At 39.9% G+C, this 22264-nt stretch carries 25 protein-coding genes; 2 read left to right on the plus strand and 23 right to left on the minus strand.

The window, feature by feature from the left end; genetic code table 11:
* Positions 1–17: 17 nt before the first annotated feature.
* Positions 18–1454: a bifunctional 2-methylcitrate dehydratase/aconitate hydratase gene (locus tag BK583_RS12100; RefSeq protein ID WP_055735937.1), complete on the minus strand. Its 1437-nt coding sequence runs from the start codon at positions 1452–1454 to the stop codon at positions 18–20.
* Positions 1455–1478: 24 nt separating this feature from the next.
* Positions 1479–2594, minus strand: a complete 1116-nt coding sequence (gene mmgD / locus BK583_RS12105; protein ID WP_038479290.1) for a citrate synthase — start codon at positions 2592–2594, stop codon at positions 1479–1481.
* 225 nt (positions 2595–2819) lie between these two features.
* On the opposite strand from mmgD, the gene BK583_RS12110 reads away from it, so the two are divergent.
* A complete protein-coding gene (locus BK583_RS12110) occupies positions 2820–3671 on the plus strand; it encodes a LysR family transcriptional regulator (RefSeq protein ID WP_055735938.1) in 852 nt (283 codons plus the stop codon).
* Positions 3672–4027: 356 nt separating this feature from the next.
* Here the strand turns inward: BK583_RS12110 and BK583_RS12115 are convergent, their stop codons facing one another.
* The 15 genes from BK583_RS12115 to BK583_RS12185 form a co-directional block, all read right to left on the minus strand.
* Positions 4028–4462 (minus strand): peptidylprolyl isomerase, encoded by a 435-nt coding sequence (locus BK583_RS12115; protein WP_035394036.1) that lies wholly within the window; start codon positions 4460–4462, stop codon positions 4028–4030.
* Positions 4463–4528: 66 nt separating this feature from the next.
* Complete coding sequence (gene lysA, locus BK583_RS12120) at positions 4529–5860, minus strand: diaminopimelate decarboxylase (protein ID WP_055735939.1); 1332 nt, start codon at positions 5858–5860, stop codon at positions 4529–4531.
* Positions 5861–5967: 107 nt separating this feature from the next.
* A complete protein-coding gene (locus BK583_RS12125; protein WP_055735940.1) occupies positions 5968–7428 on the minus strand; it encodes a spore germination protein in 1461 nt (486 codons plus the stop codon).
* On the minus strand, positions 7418–8005 hold the full coding sequence (spoVAEA, locus tag BK583_RS12130; protein ID WP_055735941.1) for a stage V sporulation protein SpoVABEA: 588 nt from the start codon (positions 8003–8005) through the stop codon (positions 7418–7420). Before spoVAEA ends, BK583_RS12125 begins: the two co-directional genes overlap by 11 nt.
* Positions 8005–8358 (minus strand): stage V sporulation protein AE, encoded by a 354-nt coding sequence (spoVAE, locus tag BK583_RS12135; protein WP_055735942.1) that lies wholly within the window; start codon positions 8356–8358, stop codon positions 8005–8007. The genes spoVAEA and spoVAE overlap by 1 nt, the downstream gene beginning before the upstream one ends.
* Complete coding sequence (gene spoVAD / locus BK583_RS12140) at positions 8359–9366, minus strand: stage V sporulation protein AD (protein ID WP_055735943.1); 1008 nt, start codon at positions 9364–9366, stop codon at positions 8359–8361.
* A gap of 15 nt (positions 9367–9381) precedes the next feature.
* Positions 9382–9840, minus strand: a complete 459-nt coding sequence (locus BK583_RS12145) for a SpoVA/SpoVAEb family sporulation membrane protein (RefSeq protein WP_038479267.1) — start codon at positions 9838–9840, stop codon at positions 9382–9384.
* A 131-nt stretch (positions 9841–9971) separates the two neighbouring features.
* Positions 9972–10730, minus strand: coding sequence for an RNA polymerase sporulation sigma factor SigF (gene sigF, locus BK583_RS12150; protein ID WP_038479264.1), 759 nt, complete (start codon positions 10728–10730; stop codon positions 9972–9974).
* A gap of 12 nt (positions 10731–10742) precedes the next feature.
* On the minus strand, positions 10743–11183 hold the full coding sequence (gene spoIIAB / locus BK583_RS12155) for an anti-sigma F factor (protein ID WP_038479261.1): 441 nt from the start codon (positions 11181–11183) through the stop codon (positions 10743–10745).
* Between the two features lie 3 nt (positions 11184–11186).
* On the minus strand, positions 11187–11531 hold the full coding sequence (gene spoIIAA, locus BK583_RS12160; RefSeq protein WP_055735944.1) for an anti-sigma F factor antagonist: 345 nt from the start codon (positions 11529–11531) through the stop codon (positions 11187–11189).
* A 109-nt stretch (positions 11532–11640) separates the two neighbouring features.
* The gene (locus BK583_RS12165; RefSeq protein ID WP_055735945.1) at positions 11641–12810 is read right to left on the minus strand and encodes a D-alanyl-D-alanine carboxypeptidase family protein; all 1170 of its coding nucleotides are present in this window, start codon (positions 12808–12810) and stop codon (positions 11641–11643) included.
* 142 nt (positions 12811–12952) lie between these two features.
* Positions 12953–13150, minus strand: a complete 198-nt coding sequence (locus BK583_RS12170; protein ID WP_035394053.1) for a DUF2188 domain-containing protein — start codon at positions 13148–13150, stop codon at positions 12953–12955.
* 79 nt (positions 13151–13229) lie between these two features.
* A complete protein-coding gene (locus BK583_RS12175; protein ID WP_055735946.1) occupies positions 13230–14618 on the minus strand; it encodes an MDR family MFS transporter in 1389 nt (462 codons plus the stop codon).
* Between the two features lie 136 nt (positions 14619–14754).
* On the minus strand, positions 14755–15546 hold the full coding sequence (locus tag BK583_RS12180) for a VLRF1 family aeRF1-type release factor (RefSeq protein ID WP_038479249.1): 792 nt from the start codon (positions 15544–15546) through the stop codon (positions 14755–14757).
* Positions 15547–15561: 15 nt separating this feature from the next.
* Positions 15562–15975: an organic hydroperoxide resistance protein gene (locus tag BK583_RS12185; protein WP_038479246.1), complete on the minus strand. Its 414-nt coding sequence runs from the start codon at positions 15973–15975 to the stop codon at positions 15562–15564.
* Positions 15976–16110: 135 nt separating this feature from the next.
* Between BK583_RS12185 and BK583_RS12190 the strand changes: the two genes are divergently transcribed.
* Positions 16111–16536, plus strand: a complete 426-nt coding sequence (locus BK583_RS12190; protein ID WP_055735947.1) for a pyridoxamine 5'-phosphate oxidase family protein — start codon at positions 16111–16113, stop codon at positions 16534–16536.
* Between the two features lie 55 nt (positions 16537–16591).
* On the opposite strand, the gene BK583_RS12195 is transcribed toward BK583_RS12190, so the two are convergent.
* From BK583_RS12195 to BK583_RS12220, 6 genes are all read right to left on the minus strand, one after another.
* Complete coding sequence (locus BK583_RS12195) at positions 16592–17905, minus strand: pyrimidine-nucleoside phosphorylase (RefSeq protein WP_055735948.1); 1314 nt, start codon at positions 17903–17905, stop codon at positions 16592–16594.
* 19 nt (positions 17906–17924) lie between these two features.
* On the minus strand, positions 17925–19115 hold the full coding sequence (gene deoB / locus BK583_RS12200) for a phosphopentomutase (RefSeq protein ID WP_055735949.1): 1191 nt from the start codon (positions 19113–19115) through the stop codon (positions 17925–17927).
* A 36-nt stretch (positions 19116–19151) separates the two neighbouring features.
* Positions 19152–20042 carry a site-specific tyrosine recombinase XerD gene (gene xerD / locus BK583_RS12205; RefSeq protein WP_371836644.1) on the minus strand — a complete coding sequence of 297 codons (891 nt, stop codon included), beginning with the start codon at positions 20040–20042 and terminating at the stop codon, positions 19152–19154.
* 23 nt (positions 20043–20065) lie between these two features.
* On the minus strand, positions 20066–20284 hold the full coding sequence (locus tag BK583_RS12210) for a DUF4227 family protein (protein WP_055735951.1): 219 nt from the start codon (positions 20282–20284) through the stop codon (positions 20066–20068).
* Positions 20285–20463: 179 nt separating this feature from the next.
* A complete protein-coding gene (locus BK583_RS12215; protein ID WP_055735952.1) occupies positions 20464–21288 on the minus strand; it encodes a sugar phosphate isomerase/epimerase family protein in 825 nt (274 codons plus the stop codon).
* 13 nt (positions 21289–21301) lie between these two features.
* On the minus strand, positions 21302–22237 hold the full coding sequence (locus tag BK583_RS12220) for a DUF6005 family protein (protein WP_236702375.1): 936 nt from the start codon (positions 22235–22237) through the stop codon (positions 21302–21304).
* Positions 22238–22264 lie beyond the last annotated feature (27 nt).

Raw genomic sequence — 22264 nt, forward strand, 5'->3', positions numbered from 1 at the left:
TTCACACGCTCCTTTCTTTATTCCTGTGCAAACAAGTCTGTAAATGCAGGTACTGGAACTTTTTCTAGTTCTTTATAATCATTCGTCATGTCTAGAATCGCTTGATGCTGCTTACTAGCGTAATGAGTTGCTAGATTGTCTGTAAATTTTTGTTGGATTGCTGGAACGGCTTCTTCTCTTCTAAAACGATGACCAAGTGGATACTCCACTGCAATTTGATCTGTCGATGATCCATCTTTAAAGAAAATCTGAATAGCATTGGCGATTGAGCGCTTGTTCGGATCTAAATAGTCTTTTGAATACTGCTTGTTTTCACTAACAACCATTAACTCTCTTAACGCGTCCACTCTTGGATCATTCGCCATATCATCTTCATAGTCGTCAGCAACAATGTCACCTTTCAATAACCCTATAGCAATAATGTACTGTAAACAATGATCACGATCAGCTGGATTGTAAAGAGGTCCTTTTTTATCAATGATCCGAATGGCTGACTCATGTGTACTCACTTCAATTCGATCAATCTCGTCTAAACGATCTTTAATGGATTCGTGTAAAGTAACAGCACATTCTGCAGCTGTTTGAGCATGAAATTCTGCTGGATACGATACTTTGAATAAAATATTTTCCATTACATATGCATCAAGGTCTCTTGCTAGTGTTAGTTCTTGATTATTGAACAGCACATCTTGAAAACCCCAACCTGGAGCTGTTAGTGCTGTTTTGTATCCCATTTCTCCTTTAAGTGCTGTCATTGCAAGAAATACACCTCTGCTCGTTGCATCACCAGCTGCCCATGATTTTCTTGAGCCTGTATTCGGTGCATGACGATACGTTCGCAATGCTGAATTATCAATCCATGCATGAGAAACAGCATTAATGATTTCTTCTCTTGTGCCTCCTAGCATCCCTGCAACAACAGCAGTAGAAGCCACTTTAACAAGTAAAACGTGATCTAAGCCAACTCGATTAAAACTATTATCTAAAGCGAGCACCCCTTGAATTTCATGAGCTTTTACCATCGCAACTAATACATCTTTAACGGTTAATGGTTCTTTACCTTCAGCAATATTTGTACGACTGATATAGTCTGCTGTTGCTAAAATACCGCCTAAGTTATCTGAAGGATGTCCCCACTCAGCAGCGAGCCACGTGTCGTTGTAATCAAGCCAGCGAATCATCGTACCAATGTTAAACGCACCACGAATTGGGTCTAATACATGTGAGGTTCCTGGTACTTTCACGCCATTTGGAACGGTTGTACCTGGCACTACTGGTCCCAGCATTTTGACACATTCAGGATAGCGAAGTGCCAATACACCACAACCTAAAGTATCAATAAGAACATGAGCAGCTGTCGTTAGCGCTTCCTCACTTGTAATTTCTTTATCTAGGACATAATCTGCAATATCCTCTAGCAATTGATCTGTTTTTCTTGTATCTGTTGTTAACATAAGCGTAACCCTCCATAGTCACTATTATTTGATTGTATGTCTTGGTCCAGTATATTTCACTCTTGGGCGGAATAATTTATTGTTCTCATGTTGTTCAATTACATGGGCGCTCAAACCAACCGTTCTGGATGAAAGAAAAATAGGTGTATATAGGCCAATTGGAATACCAAGCATCCAATAAACAGGGGCTGCATAGTAATCAAGGTTCGGATAAAGCCCTTTTTCCTTTGCTATCAATGCTTCTCCTGCTTCACACATCCGCAAAAGGCGGTCGTCTCCTGCTGCAACGGATAACTCAGCCAATGCTTCTTTCATAATTTGAGCCCGAGGATCCATTTTTTTCATGTAAACCCGATGACCGAAGCCCATAATTTTCTCTTTTTGCTTCAACTTGTTCGCAAGGAGTGTTTCGAATTCTTCTGGGGTATTCGCATCAAGAAGCATATACATGACAGCTTCATTTGCCCCACCATGAAGATGCCCTTTTAGAGACGCGACTGCTCCTGTTAATGCACCATACATATCCGATAATGTAGAAGCAATAACGCGCGCGGTAAATGTCGAATTTGGCATTTCATGTTCAGAATATAGAACGAGTGACTGATCAAAAACCCGTTCTTCAAGTTCCGTCGGTTCTTTTCCAGTAATCATATACAAGAAATTCGCGCTATAAGAAAGAGATTCTTTTGGACGCATAACGTCTTTTCCTTCTAGGACGCGATAGCTATTTGCGACGATGGTTGGTAACTTCGCAAGTAACTGATACCCTCTTTCTCGATTTACTTCTGGATCTCGGTTTAACAAGTCGTGATCATAGCTTGCTAATACAGAAATACCTGTGCGCAATGCATCCATTGGATGAGTCGAAGCAGGTAAGAGCTTAAACACATCAAGAATCACTTCTGGTACATCGTACGAATCACTTAGTCGCTTTGCCAAGTCCGTTCGTTCAGTTGACGTAGGCAATGTGCCTTGCAAAAGCAAGTGGACAATGTCTAAGTATCCGTGTGATTTTGATAGTTCAATTAAATCGTATCCATGAATCACAATTTCTCCTTGTTCTGTATCAAGAAATGATAAATCTGTTTCTGCTGCAATAACGCCATCAAGACCAGGGTAGTAGCTTTGTTCAATTGCCATTTCATCCCTCCGTTACTCGTAGTGTAAAACATGCATACTAAAGATAAAGCGCTTACAAATTTCAGCATATTCCTACAAGAGCATATACTGTGAATTCACTTCTTTTTTAGATTACCATAATTTCGTAATTGGTGCCAATGTTGATTTATTCTGTCTATTCAACCTTGTGATAGAGATTGAGAACGATTACAATGTAAAGATAGATTCGTAAAAAGGATGATTGCAATGAGACTTGACGATGATGAATTAATTGTTGCTTTAGATGCTGCTGGTACGATTCGGGGCGCCGCCAAACAACTATACTTATCACAACCAGCATTGAGTCAACGACTTAAACAAATTGAAGAAAAATGGGGTGAAGCGCTATTTATTCGCACTCATAAATCACTCATCCCCACACCAGTTGGAGAAGAAGTAATTCTATTTGCAAAAACACGTATTCGCGAAGAAAAAGAATTTATGAATCGGTTAAATACGTTAACAGGTCATGTTCGTGGTACCCTTTCTCTCGCTGTATCATCTGTTATCGCCCAATACTATCTTCCCCCACTCTTAAAGAACTATATGGAGCAATACCCTCAAGTGAAAATTGACCTACAAACTGGCTTCACCACTGCTATGTATGCTCAACGCCACAATGTGCACGTAAGCATCTTACGAGGAGAGCTTGAAGGAGAAGATGTAAAACAGAAATTATTCTCTGAAAACCTCTACTATGTTGCCAACAAGCAATATGAAGACACGAATACTTTAATTGAATTCCAAAGTGATGCTACTTTTCATGCAACACTTGATAAATGGTTTCTTACTGAACCGTTCCCTTTACCGAAACAAACGATTAAGGTCGACCAAATTGAGACTTGCAAACAGCTAATGTTAAACGGCATTGGTGCCTGTATTTTACCTGAAATTGCTACTCAAGACCTTGACGAAATGACATGCCGTTTTACACGCTTACATATGAATGGAAACGAACTACGACGAGATACATGGACGTATTATAACGAAAAAAACGCCTCTCTTCCTCAAGTAAAAGCGTTTTTAGCATTGCTTCATGAAAAATCACTTTCTCATTAGTTCACGCCCTAAGAAACTGTTCAGCTTCAATCATGTGCAACTAAATGACCTTCACTGTCTGATTGCTTTGTATATAGCAAGAAACTGAAACACTGTACTTGCCTTTTTCATTTTTAAAAGAATATTGCTTGCTTAAACAATTAAGTATGCAAACTACTTTCATCATACAAAAACGAATAAGGATCATGCAGAACCATTGCTAAACAAAGATTTTTATACAACTTACTTCCCCCTTTGAGTATACTCCTCTTTTTAATCGTTGAAGACTTGATCATTTGACAAAACTCATTTTCACGACTTCCAATGCAAAAAAAGCATGCAGAGCTTTTCACTCATGCATACTTTTTTTGTTTATTTTATTCTTCCCAAACTTTTACTTCTTGCATAACGTCGCCTTGGTTAATGCGATAAACGCTGTCAAGACCTTCAACAACTTGTCCGAATACAGTATGAACGCCATCAAGATGTGGTTGTGGCTCATGTACGATAAAGAATTGGCTGCCGCCTGTATCTTTACCAGCGTGGGCCATAGATAATGTACCAGCTACGTGCTTATGTGGGTTACCAGCCGTTTCACATTTGATTGTGTAGCCAGGGCCTCCTGTACCGTTACCGTTCGGGTCGCCGCCTTGTGCAACGAAACCAGGGATAACGCGGTGGAATGTTAGTCCATCATAAAAACCTTTTTTCGCTAATGTTTCAAAGTTTTCAACTGTTCCTGGTGCCTCGTTCTCAAAGAAATCGATAACGATTTTTTCGCCGTTTTCAAACGTGATGCTACCTTTTTTCATCTTTATCCGTCCTCTCACTACTCGTAATTGCGCTTCCGCACTTCATCTATTGTACACACATTGTCATTAATTCTCAAATGGTGCGACTGCTTTTTGCTGATAGGGCAAATCAAGCTTCACTAAGTCTTCATAGGTTTCTCGTTTTACAACAAGCTGCGCTTCACCGTCTTCAACAAACACAATAGCAGGGCGAGGAATACGATTATAGTTATTTGCCATTGAATAGCCATACGCACCTGTGCACGAAATCGCTAATATGTCGTTTGCCGTAACATCAGGTAAGGGCAAATCCCAAATTAACATATCGCCGCTTTCGCAACATTTTCCAGCCACAGAGAACGTATCCTCTGGCTTGTCATTTGCACGATTTGCTAACATTCCTTCATACTTTGCTTCGTATAGAGCAGGACGTAAGTTATCACCCATCCCTCCATCGACAGAAAGGTAGCGGCGTACATTCGGAATATCTTTTTGCGAACCAATAGTATAAAGGGTTGTACCAGCATCCCCAACAATGGAGCGTCCTGGTTCAATCCAAATCTCAGGCATATTCATTTCTAATTTGGTTGTATGCTTTATCGTTTCCTCAACAATTTTCTCTACATACACACTCGGATGAAGTGGCGTATCTCCATCAACATAACGAATGCCAAACCCACCACCGAAGTTAAGCACGGCAGGCTCATAGTTAAACGTTTGTTTCCAGAGTGCGAGATTTTCAAATACTTTTTCTATTGCAAGTACGAAACCATCTGTTTCAAAAATTTGTGATCCAATGTGACTGTGAACGCCTAACAAATGAAGATATTCATCGGCTATGCAAATGCCTATTGCTTTTGTAGCTTGACCACTTGCTAGATCAAAGCCAAATTTAGAATCCTCTTGACCTGTTGTAATATACTCATGGGTATGAGCCTCGACATTTGGCGTTAGTCTTAATAGAACAGGAACTGTTTGTCCACGTTCTTCCGCTAAAGTCTGAATCGTTTTTAATTCGTAGAAATTATCGACAACAATGCATCCAATTTGTTCATCTAAGGCCATCTTTAATTCGTCGATGCTTTTGTTGTTACCGTGAAAATGGATTGTAGATGCCGGTACACCTGCTTTTAGAGCTGTAAATAACTCACCGCCAGATACCACATCAATACTTAAACCAGCTGAATGGGCCAGTTGATACATTCCTACTGTGCTAAATGCTTTACTAGCATAAGCTACTTGGTAAGATACTTGCTTCTTTTCAAACGCGTCTTTAAATGCATTCATTCTCTCTTTTATAAGTGCAACATCGTAAACAAATAGAGGGGTACGATAAACGTTAGCTAGCTCAACGGTATCTACACCACCAATCTCTAAATGTCCACTTGCATTGATTTCCATTGTTCCATGCAAATACACGCCACTCTCACTCCTTTAATAACAAAAGAAAAGCAGCTTCAGGCGAAGCCATAAAGCTACTTTCCGCAATTGCTATCTAGTTTATCAGAAGTTAAAACGTTTGACTACTATTCACTTTTTGGTGATTGCTTAATTTTATCAACAGGGTGAACAATACTTGGTCTCCAACGAACGCTTGGAACAGATGTACGAACAAGAATTTGATACATCGCTGGTGGATCAAAAGGTAAAAACGGCCATAGATAAGGCTTTGCAAGTGGAGACAGCCGAATAAGCGAAATAAGTAGTAAAAACAACGATACAACAAACCCTACTGGTCCAAAAAGTGCAACCGCAAGAATGATAAGATAGCGGCTCATCCTTAGCGCCACACCTAACTCATAACTTGGTGTAGCAAACATCCCAATCGAACCAAGCGCCACATAAAGAATGACTTCTGTTGTGAAATAGCCTACATCGATAGCCATCTCCCCAATTAAAAGAGCGGCTACGAGACCAAGAGCTGTTGCCAATGGTGACGGGGTGTGTATAGCGGCCATCCGCAACAGTTCGATACCAGCTTCCGCAAAAACAATTTGAACCGCAATTGGGATATTGTTATTTTCTTCTACACCGACAAAATCCAAAGCTGGCGGCAGTAATTCTTGATGTGTTGCAAGTAATAGCCAAAACGGGACAATTAATAATGAAAAGAGAATACCGACAAACCGCATCCATCTTAAGAATGTACCAACTGCAGCAGCTTGTCGATACTCCTCAGCATGTTGAACATGGTGAAACAGTGTTGCTGGTGTAATCACAACCGATGGTGATGTATCAATAATTAAAACAATATGACCTTCTAGAATATGAGTGGCGGCAACGTCTGGACGCTCTGTATAACGCACGAGTGGAAATGGATTAATGCCTTGTTTCACAATGTATTCTTCCACCACTTTATCCGACATTGTTAGTCCATCAATATTGATAGCTTTAAGCTCTTTCTTAATAATGTCAACCAGCTTAGGGTCGACAATCCCTTCTATATAGCATAAACATACATCGGTTTTAGAACGCACGCCCACTTGCATAATTTCTTGGCGTAATCGTTCATCTCGTATTCGTCTCCTCGTTAAGCCGGTATTAAAGATAATGTTCTCTGTGTACCCGTCTCGTGAACCACGTACCACACGCTCTGTATCTGGTTCTTCCGGTCCCCGACCAGGATACGATCGAACATCTACAATTAAACTGTTTGCCTCACCATCGACCACAACACAAATTAATCCTGATAACACTTGGGTAATCGCATGATCAATGGACTCGGTTTCTTCAACTTGAATATGCGCTAAATGATTTTTCACAGATTGAAAAGGATGTTCCGCTCGCCGCATACGACTCTCGGTATCCATAAGCTCGCGCAAGATATCAATAATATATAAGTTATCAACTAATCCAGTTAAATAATAAATATAGACATCTTTACCGAATACATTGAGCTTCCTAACGCCGACATCGAAGGATTCGCCTATTCCTAAACGTTCATTCATAATATGGTCATTTTCTGCAATGCTTTTTCTAAATATCATCGGCTTCGAAGTTGGGTTCACTATAGCCACTCCTTTCTAATATAATCTCAATTGCTTTTCTCGTAATTGGCGCACCTTTTTTAACATCATCAAAGCGCGCCATTTTTCCAATATCTCCTATACCGACAACACAGGGTAAGTTCAAATCATCTAATATGGAGACTGTATCCCCATTAATTCTGCCAATTTCCATATCAATTAAGCCTTCTTTATCTACACCGTATTCGGATAAATGACCAAATCGATCAACGCTTACGTCCACATGAGTCCATTCTTTTGCATGTGTTTGCGAAGCAACAGCTACTGCACCAATAACCTCAATATCCTCTTGACTGACGATATAATGCATGGCTGTTTCACCAAAACCTACATCGCGAATGCCACAATCATCGAACATGATGATAATGGGGATATCTTCTTTTTCCAGTTTAATAAGATCGACTAATTCTTCAGGGTCAATAGTTGTTGGATTCCCATGAGATGCACTAAGAACGGTACATTGTAAGTCTTGAGCAATGTGTTCAAGTGCTTTTTTACTAGCCAAATCACCATCTGTAACAAAAATGACTTTTTTCATCACGTCACCCCTTTTGGCTTAAAAATAGCCGCTACAATCAGGCTCAAGAGAATGGAGAAAACAATGGTAGTAGACGCAAGTTCAAATACTCCATCGCTAATATAAAATAGCCCGTTTTCCCCATTTAACATGGCACCATGTACAAGAGAATAGCCAAAACCTGTAATGGGAACCGTTGCCCCCGCTCCTGCAAAATCAATGAGCTGTTCATATAAACCAAACCCATCCAATATAATGCCAATCAGTACGAGAGTTACTAACATTTGAATGGAAGTAAGCTTGACAATATCTAAAAGAAACTGTCCAAATAAGCAAATGCTTCCTCCAATAACAAACGCCCATAAATAAATCATTTAATTCCCTCTCCTCTCAAACACAACTGCATGGGCAATACAAGGAATCGTTTTATGCTGTTGAACGGTGTTCGCACTATGCAACGCCCCAGTGGCGATTACGAGCACTCGCTTTAGTCGATTAGCAAGTATTTCATTGAAAATGTGTCCAAAGACGACAGTCGCGCAACAACCTGCCCCACTGCCCCCCGCTAACACTTGTTGATTCGTTCCGTACATCATGACGCCACAATCGTCGTAATTCTCGCTTACAATCACACCATGTTCACGTAAGAGTTTTTTAAAAATCTCGCTACCAGACCTTGCAAGATCTCCTGTCAAAATAAGGTCAAAGTCAGATGGTTTTTGTTCTGTTTCCTGTAAGTACGTAAGTAATGTATCTGCGGCAGCTGGGGCCATTGCTGCACCGAGTTCATAAGGATTGTTAATCCCCAAATCAATCACTTTACCGATAAGCCCTTCTGTCATTTGAATCATCGATTGATGTCTCCCGAGAATGATGGCACCTGCACCAGTAACGGTGGTCTGTGCTGTATCTGGCTTTTGTTGTGCAAACTCTATAGGAAAGCGAAACTGCTTCTCACATCCTCCAATATGACTACTTGATGCACACAATACATGTCGAGCTCCGCCACCATTAATCCACATTCCTGCAACAATACAATTTTCGATCGCTGTTGCACACGCAGAGTAGCTCCCAATAAAAGGAACGTGTAAATTTCGCGCAATCTGGCTTGATACTGTACTTTGATTTGTTAAATCACCAGCAATAAATAAATCTAAGTGATTGTCTTTTAGCCTCTGTTTATGTAGACAATAGGTAATTGCTTTTTCTGTCATCTTTTTTTCCGCTGTCTGCCAATCCTTCTCACCACATAATAAGCTAGGAAATACATAGTCAAATCCATGACCGAGAGGGCCACTTCCTTCTTTTGGACCAACAGCTGTACCTCGTTCTTCTACATATACTGGCGTCTTAAACTGAATGACCCTCTTTTGATTTACCATACCTTCCGCCTCTCCTTATTTCAGGATCATATGAATGAACAAACGTGAAAAACTAACGAGATAAGCAGCAGTGATGCCAACTATAAAGATTGGACCCACGATGCGAAACAAATGAACGCCTATCCCTGAAAGAAAGCCCTCTGAGCGATGATCAAGTGCTGTTGCTGTCATAGCATTAGCAAATCCAGTAATCGGCACAATCAATCCCGCGCCAAACAACTGTGCTCCTTTTTTATAGATTCCGAAGCCTGTACCAAACGCCGAAATTGTAAGCAAAATGACAATCATATAGCTTGTTGCCATTTGCGGATTTAATGAAAAAAAGAGCCTTAGTCCGTCATAGATCAATTGACCAGCTACACTTATAAAACCGCCTGCTAGGAATGCAAGTGTACCGTGTTTAAGAAAACGGGTTTTCGCTGTAAACAGACGAATGTTTTCTTTATAATTTTCTCTTTCCTCTTTTTTTAACATACGTCCTCCTTTTACTGCGATTTGGTAGTAGTATGCTGCAATGAGTTCCATTCAATTCGCACAAAAAAAAGACTTCCTACCTATTGGTAAAAAGTCCGGCTCCATTTATCTTCATTTTTGCTAATCAAAAACTATGTTTCTGACATGATTTCTTTCATTTGATCGAGAATTTTCTTTTCTAGACGAGAGACTTGAACTTGAGAAATCCCTAACCGCTCTGCTACTTCCGACTGTGTCTGGTCTTTATAATAGCGTAAATAAACGATTAATCGTTCGCGCTCTTCCAAATCTCGTATTGCCTCTTTTAATGCAATCTTGTCAAACCATTTTACTTGGCTAGTATCTGCAATTTGATCCATTAGCGTAATCGGGTCCCCATCATTTTCATAAACAGTTTCATGAATGGACGTTAAACTTCGATTCGCATCTCCAGCAAAGACGACTTCTTCTGGCGTAACGCCTAAGTGTATAGCAATTTCATTCACAGTCGGTGTGCGCCGGTACTCTTTTGTAAGATCATCTTTAGCTTTTCGAATTTTGTTGCTCAATTCTTTAATAGACCGACTTACTTTTACGGTGCCATCATCTCTTAAAAACCGCTGAATCTCACCAATTATCATCGGCACCGCATAAGTCGAAAACTTCACATCATAGGATAAATCGAACTTATCAACTGATTTAATTAAGCCAATACATCCTATTTGAAACAAATCTTCTGCTTCATAGCCTCGATTCATAAATCGCTGGACAACCGACCATACGAGACGAGTGTTCTTGTTAACAATTAAATCGCGAGCTTCTGTATCACCTTGCTGACTTTTCGCGATTAAGTCTTTTAATTCTTGATCAGTCAACATCTTTTTAGTTGTTTTCTTTAGCTCAGCGCTCATTAGCAAGACCCCTTATCTGCATATGGCCTTTGATTTTGTTAATTGCTTTTTTAGATATACCGTTGTTCCTAATAACGGTTCAGAGACGACTTTCATCTCATGACAGAAGTTTTCCATTATGGTAAAACCCATCCCCGAGCGCTCAAGTTCAGGTTTTGAAGTAAATAATGGTTCGCGCGCTTCATCGATATCAAGAATGCCATTCCCTTCATCGCGAATGACAATTTCAATTTCGTTATCACGCAATACGGCTGAGATGTATACCATACCACTCTCATCATTGTCATAGCCATGAATGATTGCATTTGTCACTGCTTCTGAAACAACGGTTTTAATCTCCGTTAATTCTTCCATAGTTGGATCAAGTTGAGCTAAAAATGCGCCTACAGTTACTCTTGCAAATGATTCATTTTCACTTTTTGCACTGAATGAAAGATCCATTTTATTTTCCATTGCTTAAGCCACCCCTAACTTTTGCAAAGCAAAATCTTCATTTTCTTCAAAACGAATGATCTTAAACATCCCTGACATTTCAAATAAACGGCCTACCGCTGGAGAAATAGCGCAAACGACCATTTCTCCTCCTGCGGATGTAATTTGTTTATATCGCCCTAAAATCACACCAAGACCCGAACTATCCATAAATGATAACCCTTCAAGATTTAACAAAATATGCTTTGTGTTCGGTAAATGAGCTTCTACTTCCGCTCTTAATGTTTTAGCTGCATGATGATCTAATTCTCCTGCCAGTCTTACAAGTAACACATTGTGTTTTTGTTCCATTTGAATTTGTAATGTCATGAAAACACCTCCATCTAAACTTACTCCATGCTATCATTCCATACCAATCTGATGAAATCCTTGTTACTGACAAAAGTAGTGCGTATTAGCGAAAAGTTCTACTCATTCTTTATTTCCCTGCAAAAGTAGACAAGGTTCGTTTAAACAATTGCCACCACGAAGCCGTATCAATCGTTTCGGAAGCGACTAAATCTGTCGAGACAACTGTCTTTCCGTCTATTTCAACAGTTAAACTACCGACTACATCACCTTTTTGAATTGGCGCAGCAACGGACTCATCAAAGGACGTATTCACAACAGGCTCTTTTGAATCTTCGCCTTTCTTTAATAAGATTGATACTTGGTCCTCTGTTATTGCTTCTATTGTTTTTTCCGATCCTTTTACAACGGTTGCTGCACCTAAAACATCACCCTTTTTATAAAGTGTTTTAGTAGAGTAATTGTTAAATGCATGATCTAATAACGATGTGACCTCTGCATTTCGTTCCTTCGATGTCGGTGATCCCATAACAACAGTTATCACACGCATCCCGTCTTTTTCAGCAGTAGCGGTTAATCCGTATTTCGCCTCTTGAGTGAACCCTGTTTTTAACCCATCCACACCGGGATAAAATCGTACTAATTTATTCGTATTGACTAGCCAAAACTCTTTATCTGTCCCTTTGCGTAAATAGTCTTCATAAATACCAGTGTATTCTGTTATGTTTTCGTACTTTAACAGCTCTTTTGCAATCATTGCCAAATCATGAGCAGATGAATAATGGTTTTCTATTGGCAGTCCATTCGTATTTTTAAACGACGTCTGTTCTAAATTTAGTTCACTCGCCTTTTCATTCATCATTTTGACGAATCCCTCTTCAGAACCAGCTATATGCTCTGCCATCGCTACTGCTGCGTCATTTCCGGATGCTACGGCAATTCCTTTTAACAGATCATCTACACTCATTTGTTCTCCAGCTTCAAGAAAAATTTGCGATCCACCCATTGAAGCCGCGTATTCACTTACAGTTACTTGCTCATCAAACGACAGCTTTCCTTCATCAATCGCTTCCATTACGAGCAACATTGTCATGATCTTTGTCATACTTGCTGGGGGTAGCGCTTTATCGCTATTTTTCTCAAAAATAACTTCACCTGTATCCCGTTCTATAACAATAGCAGAAAGGGTTTTCTCTCCAAGTGGGGGTTTTTTTACCTCCGCTGCCTTTGCCGTAAGCGGTTGTGTTGCAAATAGCGCTAATAATAACCAAACCACGATTAAATGTAGACCTTTTTTCATACATTTCCCTCCATAACCTTTATGTAATAAGCTATCAGTTAGTCTTTCCATTCCAGATTTTTCTATACACAAGGAAAGGAGGTCAACGTAAAAAAAAGATGAATCGTGAATACCCACGACTCATCTTTCTTTAATACTTGATTTAAAACGTTTTGATTTCTTGTTGCTTGTGATACTCATCGAAAATAATAAGTCGACTTGGCTGGTTTTCTTGTGCTAGCTTCTCGCCTGCTTCAATGGCTTTCGATTGTTTATCGTATTCTTCTAATGGCGCAACATCTTCTACTTTTACAAACCACGTTGTTGCATCTTTATTTGGCGTCACTGTATATTCCTTCATCTCGATCTCTCCTTCTCTATCTGTTCTACTCTTTAAATACCCGAATGAAAAAGAGAGAAAACGTCTTTTCAAGAATACTTTACCGTTGAGGGGTTTTCTTTATAAAAAACGCCATGATAAAACTAATAAACGCTATAACCGTGGCAACAATAAAAGCATTGTTTACCCCTTGTATCATTGATTCACTTTGTTCAACTGAAGCAGACGCGGTCATAACAGAAACAAGGATTGCCGTTCCAATCGAACCTGACACTTGCCTCATTGTATTATTCATTGCCGTTCCATGGGGAATGAGTTCTCTTGGTAATACATTTAAACCAGCAGTGGTTACTGGCATTAATACAAGCGATAACCCGAACATCCGGACCGCATAAACAATGGTTAGATATGTTAACGATGTGTCTACTGTTAAATTAGTATAAAATAACGAAGACAAGAAAATTAAAGTTAAGCCTATAATCGCCAATGTCCTTGCTCCGAATTTGTCAAAAATCCTCCCTGTTATTGGCGACATGATTCCCATTAACACGGCTCCAGGTAAAATGGTTAACCCCGTTTCAAAGGCAGAGTAGCCTTGCATGTTTTGCATATAAATTGGCAGGATTGTAGCTGGTCCAACGAGAGATACGAATACAAGCATCCCCATCACCGTTGTTAATGTAAAAACAGGATACGTAAACACACGAAACTCTAAAATCGGGTGACTGAGCTTTAATTGCCGTGTCACAAAAAGATAGAGTGTAACAACGCCAATTAGTAATGGCACATAAACAAGGGGACTACCCCAGCTTGCTTGCCCTGCATTCGAAAATGCAAACAATAAACCACCGAAACCAAAGGTGGAAAGAATGATAGACTGAAGATCTAGTTTAGGATGACGCAACGTTGTAACATTCCGCATAACAAAGATCGCCGCAACAATATCAATGACAACAATTGGCATAAGAATCCAGAATAAAATACTCCAGTGATAAGATTCTACTAACCAACCAGATAGGGTAGGTCCAATGGCAGGCGCAAACGAAATAACAAGCCCGACCATTCCCATCGCCTGTCCACGTCTTTCTTTAGGAAAAATAAGAAGAAAAACTGTTTGCATAAGGGGCATCATAATTCCTGCACCCGAAGCCTGAATGATTCGACCTACAAGCAGCATGCTAAAATTGGGAGACACTGCACAAAGCAATGTACCTAAACCAAACAGCGTCATTGCCGTCAAAAAAAGTGATCGCGCTTTAAATTTTTCAATTAAAAAAGCCGTTATAGGAATCATTATCCCATTAACTAGCATAAAAATCGTGGTAACCCATTGGGCAGCATTTTCATTAATGTCTAAGTCAGCCATTAAATGCGGCAAAGCTGTTGTTAGCAACGTTTGATTTAATATTGCTACAAACGCTCCAATTAGCAGAACGGCAACCAATGGTTTTTTATTAAATTGAGGCAGTTCCTCTTTTTCCTCACTCATTGCATAACCTTCTTTTCGCCATCTATGTATATCTTATCATTATAGCGATCTATTTTTTCATTTGTCAAAATTGTTGCCTAGTTATCCATCAATGAAAAGCGCCTCGAATGGGGTTCGAGACGCTTTCTAGAAGGAGTTAAACGACTTCTTCGTTTAGCTCTTTTATAATTTCATGTGATTTTAGTTTTGCCAAGTTACGCTTTGAAATTTTAGGATCGTGGGTTGACAATTGTTTAGCAAATTCACTCGTTTGATCAGGTGAGCCGACTAGATGCAACGTTGACCACTGCTTTTGCTTTGATTCTTTTTCAATCTTTTGTGCAATTTTCTTAAACCACCGCTGTTGATTCGCATCAAATCGATCTGCATACTGTTCACGGTGTAACGCGGCTCCTGTCTCCCCTTGTGGCCTTGCACCTACATACTCTTTCCAATCCTCAGACTCAACGTCCCAACTATATTGCTTTTCTTCAATAACTTCACCAAGACTCGTTTCAACCGTATGTACATCGGTTTTTTTAATCATTACGATCCCTGATAACGGATACTTCTCTTCTAATGTTTCAAGTTGATCAATAACAGGGTGCTTTTCCCACCGAAATTCATTCTCCACTGGGACTTGTAACTTCTGTAAATGAATGTCCCCGTTAGAGGAACCAATGAATACAAGGCTTTTTGGCATATTGGTTGATAAGGCCAAAATCTGTTGCTCCGCCTGTTTTTTCAGTTTTTTAAATGCCTGAAACTCGGTTTGATTATCACTAACCTCTAAGTATTCTTCAAGCTTCTTTAGCCCATTCTTAAGGCGAATTTTCCATTCTCCTTTTTGTTGATCCGTGCTCGTTTTACCAGTCTGCAAATAGATTGTTAAACAGCCGTTCTCACATTGAATTTGCTTAAAGCGTTCCAAATGTTTTGCTAGTGACAATGTACACCCTCCTTATTATTGTGCTTTCGCCGTTAACTTCACTTGAATATTTCCTCTAGTGGCTTTTGAATACGGGCAAAATTGATGTGCCTTTTCAACTAATTCTTCAGCATCCTCTTGTGATACACCATTAATTTCGACGACTAATTCTGCTCCAATTTGGAAGCCATTGTCCGATGGGTCTTTAACAAGAGAGACATGTGCTGTTGTTTTTGACTCAATCTCTTTTTTGTCGTTTGCCGCCATTAAATTTAATGCACCATCAAAACAGGAAGCATAACCTGCAGCAAATAACTGCTCTGGATTTGTCCCTTCCTTCTTTGAACCTGGTTTAACTAAATTCAAATCAAGAAATTGGTCATCTGAAGTTACTTGACCTTCTCTTCCACCTTGTGCCGTTGCATGCGATGTATAGACGATATCTGCCATAATCAAACACTCCTCTATAAAAACTTCTTACATTGACTATATAGACGTTTTCTCTATGAAGTAAACATGAAAAGTGGTTTTATTTTTTTACAGTGAGGAATACTACGTATAGCTCATAAAAAGGAAGTGTTACTTATGGATCATTCGAAAGTAAAACAACAAATTTTAGCTGTGATGGAAGATCATAAGATTGGATCTCTATCAACTGTAAAAGAAAATCGCCCCCATTCTCGTTACATGACGTTTTATCACAAAGACTTCACGCTGTATACACCAACGGATATCGATACGTATAAGGCTAAAGAAGTCGAAGAAAATCCGCATGTACACGTTCTCCTAGGTTATACAGGTGAGGGCTATGATGACGCATTTATTGAATTTCAAGGAACAGCTACGATTCGGGATGATCAAGAAACGAAAAACGAATTTTGGCATGACACCCTTACCCATTATTTTGACAGTGCCACAGACCCTTCATATATTTTGCTAGAATTAAAACCAAAAACCATTCGCCTTATGAATAAAGGTGATCACACACCTTATGAGATTTCGTTTGATTGAGTTTATTCATTAGGATGAAAAAAAGACCAGTTGCCGTAAAGGCAACTGGTCTCTTTTAAGCTTTTTCAGGATAAATTTCCTTATAAATAAGCGTCGTTGGAGCTGGTTCTCCTTCTTGCATATGGTAACTCTTTTGAACGAGGTCTTTAATATCTTCTACTTCTTCTCGGTTTGCATATAGCGTAACGAGGATATCCCCGACGTCGACGCGATCCCCAATTTTTTTCTTCAACTTTAACCCAACAGCAAGGTCGATTTGATCCTCTTTTGTTGCTCGACCTGCACCTAATTGCATAGCGGCAACACCTATTTTATCTGTCGCAATTTCGTACACATAGCCTGCTTCTACTGCTGGAACATCAATTTGATAGCTAGCTTGTGGAAATAATGTCTCATCGTCTATTACAGCTGGATTTCCACCTTGACTCTCAATAAAGACTTTCATCATTTCGACTGCTTTTCCATTTTCAATCACTTCTTCTAGCTGTTTGCGCGCCTCTTCAACACTGCTTGCTTTTTCCGCTAAGTAAACCATGTGACTGCCTAAGACTAGACACAGCTCAAGCACATCTTCTGGTCCATTTCCTTTCAAGACGTCAATCGCTTCTTGAATTTCAATAGCGTTTCCAACGCCTTCACCTAAAGGCTGATTCATGTCTGAAATAACCGCCATCGTTTTTCGACCAACGTTTGCACCAATATCAACCATTGCTTTAGCAAGCCCTGTTGAATCATCAAGAGTTTTCATAAATGCTCCAGAACCTGTTTTCACATCGAGCACAATGGCGTCGGAACCGGAAGCGATTTTTTTACTCATAATAGAGCTTGCAATAAGCGCCATTGAGTTAACAGTTCCAGTCACATCTCTTAAACCGTACAGTTGTTTATCCGCTGGTGTTAAATTACCTGTTTGTCCAGCAACGGCTAGGCCTTTTGATTGCACTTGATGTAAAAAGTCTGTCGTCTCCATATCACATGAAAACCCTGGAATTGCCTCCAGTTTATCAATGGTTCCCCCTGTATGACCTAGACCACGACCTGACATTTTTGCAACTGGTACGCCTGCAGCCGCTACTAATGGAACGAGTGCAATAGTGGTCTTATCGCCAACACCACCTGTTGAATGCTTGTCTACTTTAATGCCATTAATGGATGTTAAGTCAATTTGGTCTCCTGATTCAGCCATAGCCAAGGTGAGTTCGGCACGCTCCAGTTGGTCCATATCTTGAAAGTAAATGGCCATAGCCAGAGCTGATACTTGGTAATCCGGAATACGATTAGCAGTATATTCACCAATGAACCAGCGAATTTCTTCTTTCGTTAAGCTTAAGCCGTCTCTTTTTTTCTCAATAATGTCAACCATTCTCATTGTTTTTCCTCCTCTATGATTACAAATTCTTTGGTGTGAGCTCGTTTAAAAAGCTTTTTCCGTATTCTGGAGCCGTTACATTAAAATTGTCAGCGATGGTTGCGCCAATATCCGCAAACGTCTCACGATGACCTAAGTGAACAGGTTCCAATGTTTTACCGTAAACCAGTAGAGGGACAAGCTCTCTCGTATGATCAGTGCCTATATGAGTCGGGTCGTTTCCGTGATCGGCTGTAATGATTAACAAATCGTCATCAGTTAACTTTGGCAAAAGTTCTTTTAGTTGCGCATCAAATTCATTTAAGGACTGACCATACCCTATGACGTCGCGACGATGACCAAACAGTGCATCAAAATCAACTAAATTCAAGAAACATAGACCCGTGAAGGCTTCGTCCATTTGTTTAATCAGCTTATTCATACCATCTTCATTTGAAACTGTTCGAATGGAAGCCGTTACTCCTTCACCATCATAGATGTCAGAAATTTTCCCTAATGCAATCGAATCAAGCCCTGCATCTTCAAGCGTATTCATAACCGTCTTTCCAAAAGGTTTTAACGCATAATCATGACGATTGGACGTTCGTTTCCAACCTGAGGCATCCCCTATAAACGGCCGCGCAATAATGCGTCCGACCATATATGCTGGGTCCAGCGTTAACTCACGTGCAATCTCACAAATACGATAAAGCTCGTCCACTGGAACAACGTCTTCATGGGCTGCAATTTGTAGAACAGAATCGGCAGAAGTGTAAACAATTAATTTCCCTGTTTCAACATGTTCGCTTCCTAGTTCATCGAGGATTTCTGTACCTGATGCTACTTTATTTCCAATGATGCCACGACCTGTTTTTTCCTCAAGCGCTCGTAGTAAATCATCAGGAAATCCGTTTGGAAAAACCCGAAATGGCTCATCAATTCGAAGGCCCATAATTTCCCAATGACCAGTCATTGTATCTTTTCCTACTGATGCTTCTTGCATGATGCCATAGCTCGCACTTGGATTCGCAACGGGCTCAATCCCTTTAAGGGGAGCGATTCTTCCAATACCTAATCTTTCTAGCTCTGGAATATGCAGTGCATCATACTGTTCAGCAATGGAGCCAAGGGTATTTGTTCCTTTATCTCCAAAAGCCTCTGCATCTGGTGCTTCACCAATTCCTACAGAGTCCATTACAATAACAACGACTCGTTTAAATGCTTGTGTCACGTTTGTTTCCTCCTCATTCTTGTTCGTACATGCTAGTTATGCGCGTGGATGGTGTTTCAAATAAACATCTTTCATACGCGTTTTCGTCACATGGGTATAAATCTGTGTTGTGGAAATATCAGCGTGCCCAAGCATCTCCTGAACAGAACGCAGGTCAGCCCCGTTTTCTAGAAGATGTGTTGCAAAAGAATGGCGCAGCGTATGTGGACTAAAGCTTTTTTTTATATTTACTTGTTTAGCACGCTGTTTTAAAATTTTCCAAAACCCTTGTCTTGTTAAGGGTCTCCCATAATGATTGACAAAAAGATAAGCATGGCGCTGTTTTTTTAGCAACTGTTGTCTTCCACTTTCTAAGTACGCCGTCAATGCTTTTGACGCTTGTGATCCTAAAGGAACAATTCGTTCTTTATTCCCTTTGCCAATTACTCGCAAAAATCCCATTGCTAAGTGAACATGATCCAGTTCTAATGACGTTAACTCGGTTACACGTAAACCTGAAGCATAGAGCAACTCAAGCATCGCTGTATTTCGAAGCTCTAAGGGTACGCTTCCTATTGTTTGATGCTGCAATAAGAGCTCTACTTCATCTGCACTTAGAAAATCAGGTAATCGTTTTTCTTTTTTTGGTGATTCAATTAGAGAAGAAGGGTCACTCGAAGTGAATTGTTCCCTATATAAGAAACCATGCAGTGAGCGAACCGATGTGAGAATTCGTGCCAATGTTGCGGCTGATTTATCTTGTAGCTTTAGCTCGTACAAAAATGATTGAATCGTATGGTGCGTGACATCTGAAAACGCCTCCACATTCTCCTGTTGCAAATAATGGACATACTGTTTTAAATCTCTTCCATACGATTCTAATGTATTAGGCGATAAACCTTTCTCAACTTTAATAAAGTGGACAAATTGATGAACATCCTTTTGCAAACCCATGTTGTACTCCTTACTTCTTATTCGCCATCTAATAAAAACAACGTTAACCGCTGTAGCAAACTTCGATCTTCGTCACTAACAGCAACAGATGACGCTTTTAATGCATTTCCTTCTGGCACGTCATAGCGATGGAACTCACTTAATTCATCCGTCACCCATAGAATACCATAGTAGAAGATCGCTGTGCATGCTACAAACAAAATTGCTGCTTTCATTGTATGAAAGAGAATTTTCATTCTATTCCCTCGCTCTCTTTTTTCACTCTATCTTCTACACTATGCCAAGTTCGTGCAAGTCTATACATGAAATAGCGAGAATCCTTGTTTTTCTATTGCGAGGTAACAGTGGCATTCGAAAAAGGCTAAAACCACCTATTCTTATTGAGTAAGAACAGATGGTTTCCAAAACAGGTAGATTAATGATAGAGCGTTTGTTTTTGGTAGGCAACTAGTTTTTGCTTATCCTTTTCTAATACTGCAAACGGATGGTGACCGAACCATTCAAGGGAAGCATGAAAGGAGCTTAAATCATGATTTGAAAGAAATTGATGATAATCAATCTGCCCTGTAAACAAACTTGTCATCCCTTGTCTTGATGCAGAAGCATGAAAAACGTTTTCAGGATGGAATACATGTAAATGCTCACGATCAAGTACGTTTTTCAGATGAAGATGCTCTATAAATGGCTGTAGCTGCTTAAATGCTTCATCGACATTCGCACCGCTTTCCCATGCATGAAGCACATCAAAATTTACTCTTAGCGAAGGATGATTCACTTCAGACAGCAGCTGCAATGTAGAAGAAACTGTATCACAAAGAGTGCGCGGATGAATTTCAACTAGTATTTGTTTATTTTTTTCCATTGCCATCTTACACACTTCTCTAAGTTGGTTAACGAGGTGCAGACGTTCCTCCTTTTGAATCAGTTGACTACCTAATTCCCCAGCGAATACTCGAACTTTTGATGTATTCCAACGATCTGCAAGGTGAAGCATATTATTGGCAACAGACTGGATTTTTGTCCATTCTTCATGTAACGGTAAGTAGTCGCTTAGCATCGATACCGTTAAACCGTGTGTTTGTAACCATTCTCCATTTACGTGGGCATGTGGCTTCAGATGACGTGCATGGGTACCCCAAAGCTCAATACCATCGAAACCATGCGTTGTAGCCCATTTCGCAATGTGTTCAATGGACTGCAAACCATGTCGAAATGAAATGGTACATACAGAAACATTCACATTCAAATCCCCCTTAACGTTGGTGTAGAACAAGTGGCTTTTCTATTAGAAGCCATTCGTTAAAGTACAAAATCAGTTGTGCTTTAATTCTCCGTTCTCGTTCATTTTGGCGTTTAAGTTGGTTGCACAATTGCTCATAGTCCGCTTCTTTTTTCGTTTTCGCCACTTTCATCGCCTGATACTGAACGATTTTAAAGCCTTTCTCTAACGTCTCAATTTCATCGCACCACTGCTCAAACGTATTTTCACTAAATTGGAGTGCCTTCCAAAAAAACGCAAAAGCATGCTCATAGGCATATTTCCGAATAGCTAGAACAGGTAGTTGTTTCACCACAAGTCCAAGCTCATTAAGTCGATGGCGCTGACTTCCAGACCAAAACGTTTCTACAAGTGATTGAAGCGTTTCTGTTAATGGGTTTTCACGACCTTTCATACAGGTTCGAAAATAGGCTTTTATCGTGTCATCAGAAGGAGGCTGAATGGTTTTTCCATTAAAACGATAGCCTCCTGCCACTTCATGGGAACGAACTGCATTCAGAATTTGAGCCTTATCCATTTCCCCTTCCCAACGAAAATCCGGATCATACATCATCCAAACGTCGTTATCTTGTGTTTTCTCCAGCATGACATAATGAGGAAAAGGCGCATGATGAAATTTATTTTCTCGCTCAGGAAGCAATGCAAGATCAAGCATGACAATAACATGCATATCGTCATCTTTTTCTTCGATTAACTGAATGAGACTCTCTACATTTTCCTCTTTACTAGCTGTATTTTTATACCATTCAGTTAATGTAATGCCGTAAAGAGTTTCGTACCAGTTTTTAAAGAACGTATGATCAACGTTTTCCTTATGGTAAGTCAATCGATCATGTTCATCTAGAAAAAAATCCGCATCCCATACACCAAAATAATAAGGACGGTGGTCAATGCCATTTTTCTTTAACACCTCACACACACAACTAACAAAGCAATG

This window comes from Shouchella oshimensis (genome assembly GCF_002019765.1).
In the GTDB taxonomy this organism is placed as follows: domain Bacteria; phylum Bacillota; class Bacilli; order Bacillales; family Bacillaceae_D; genus Shouchella; species Shouchella oshimensis.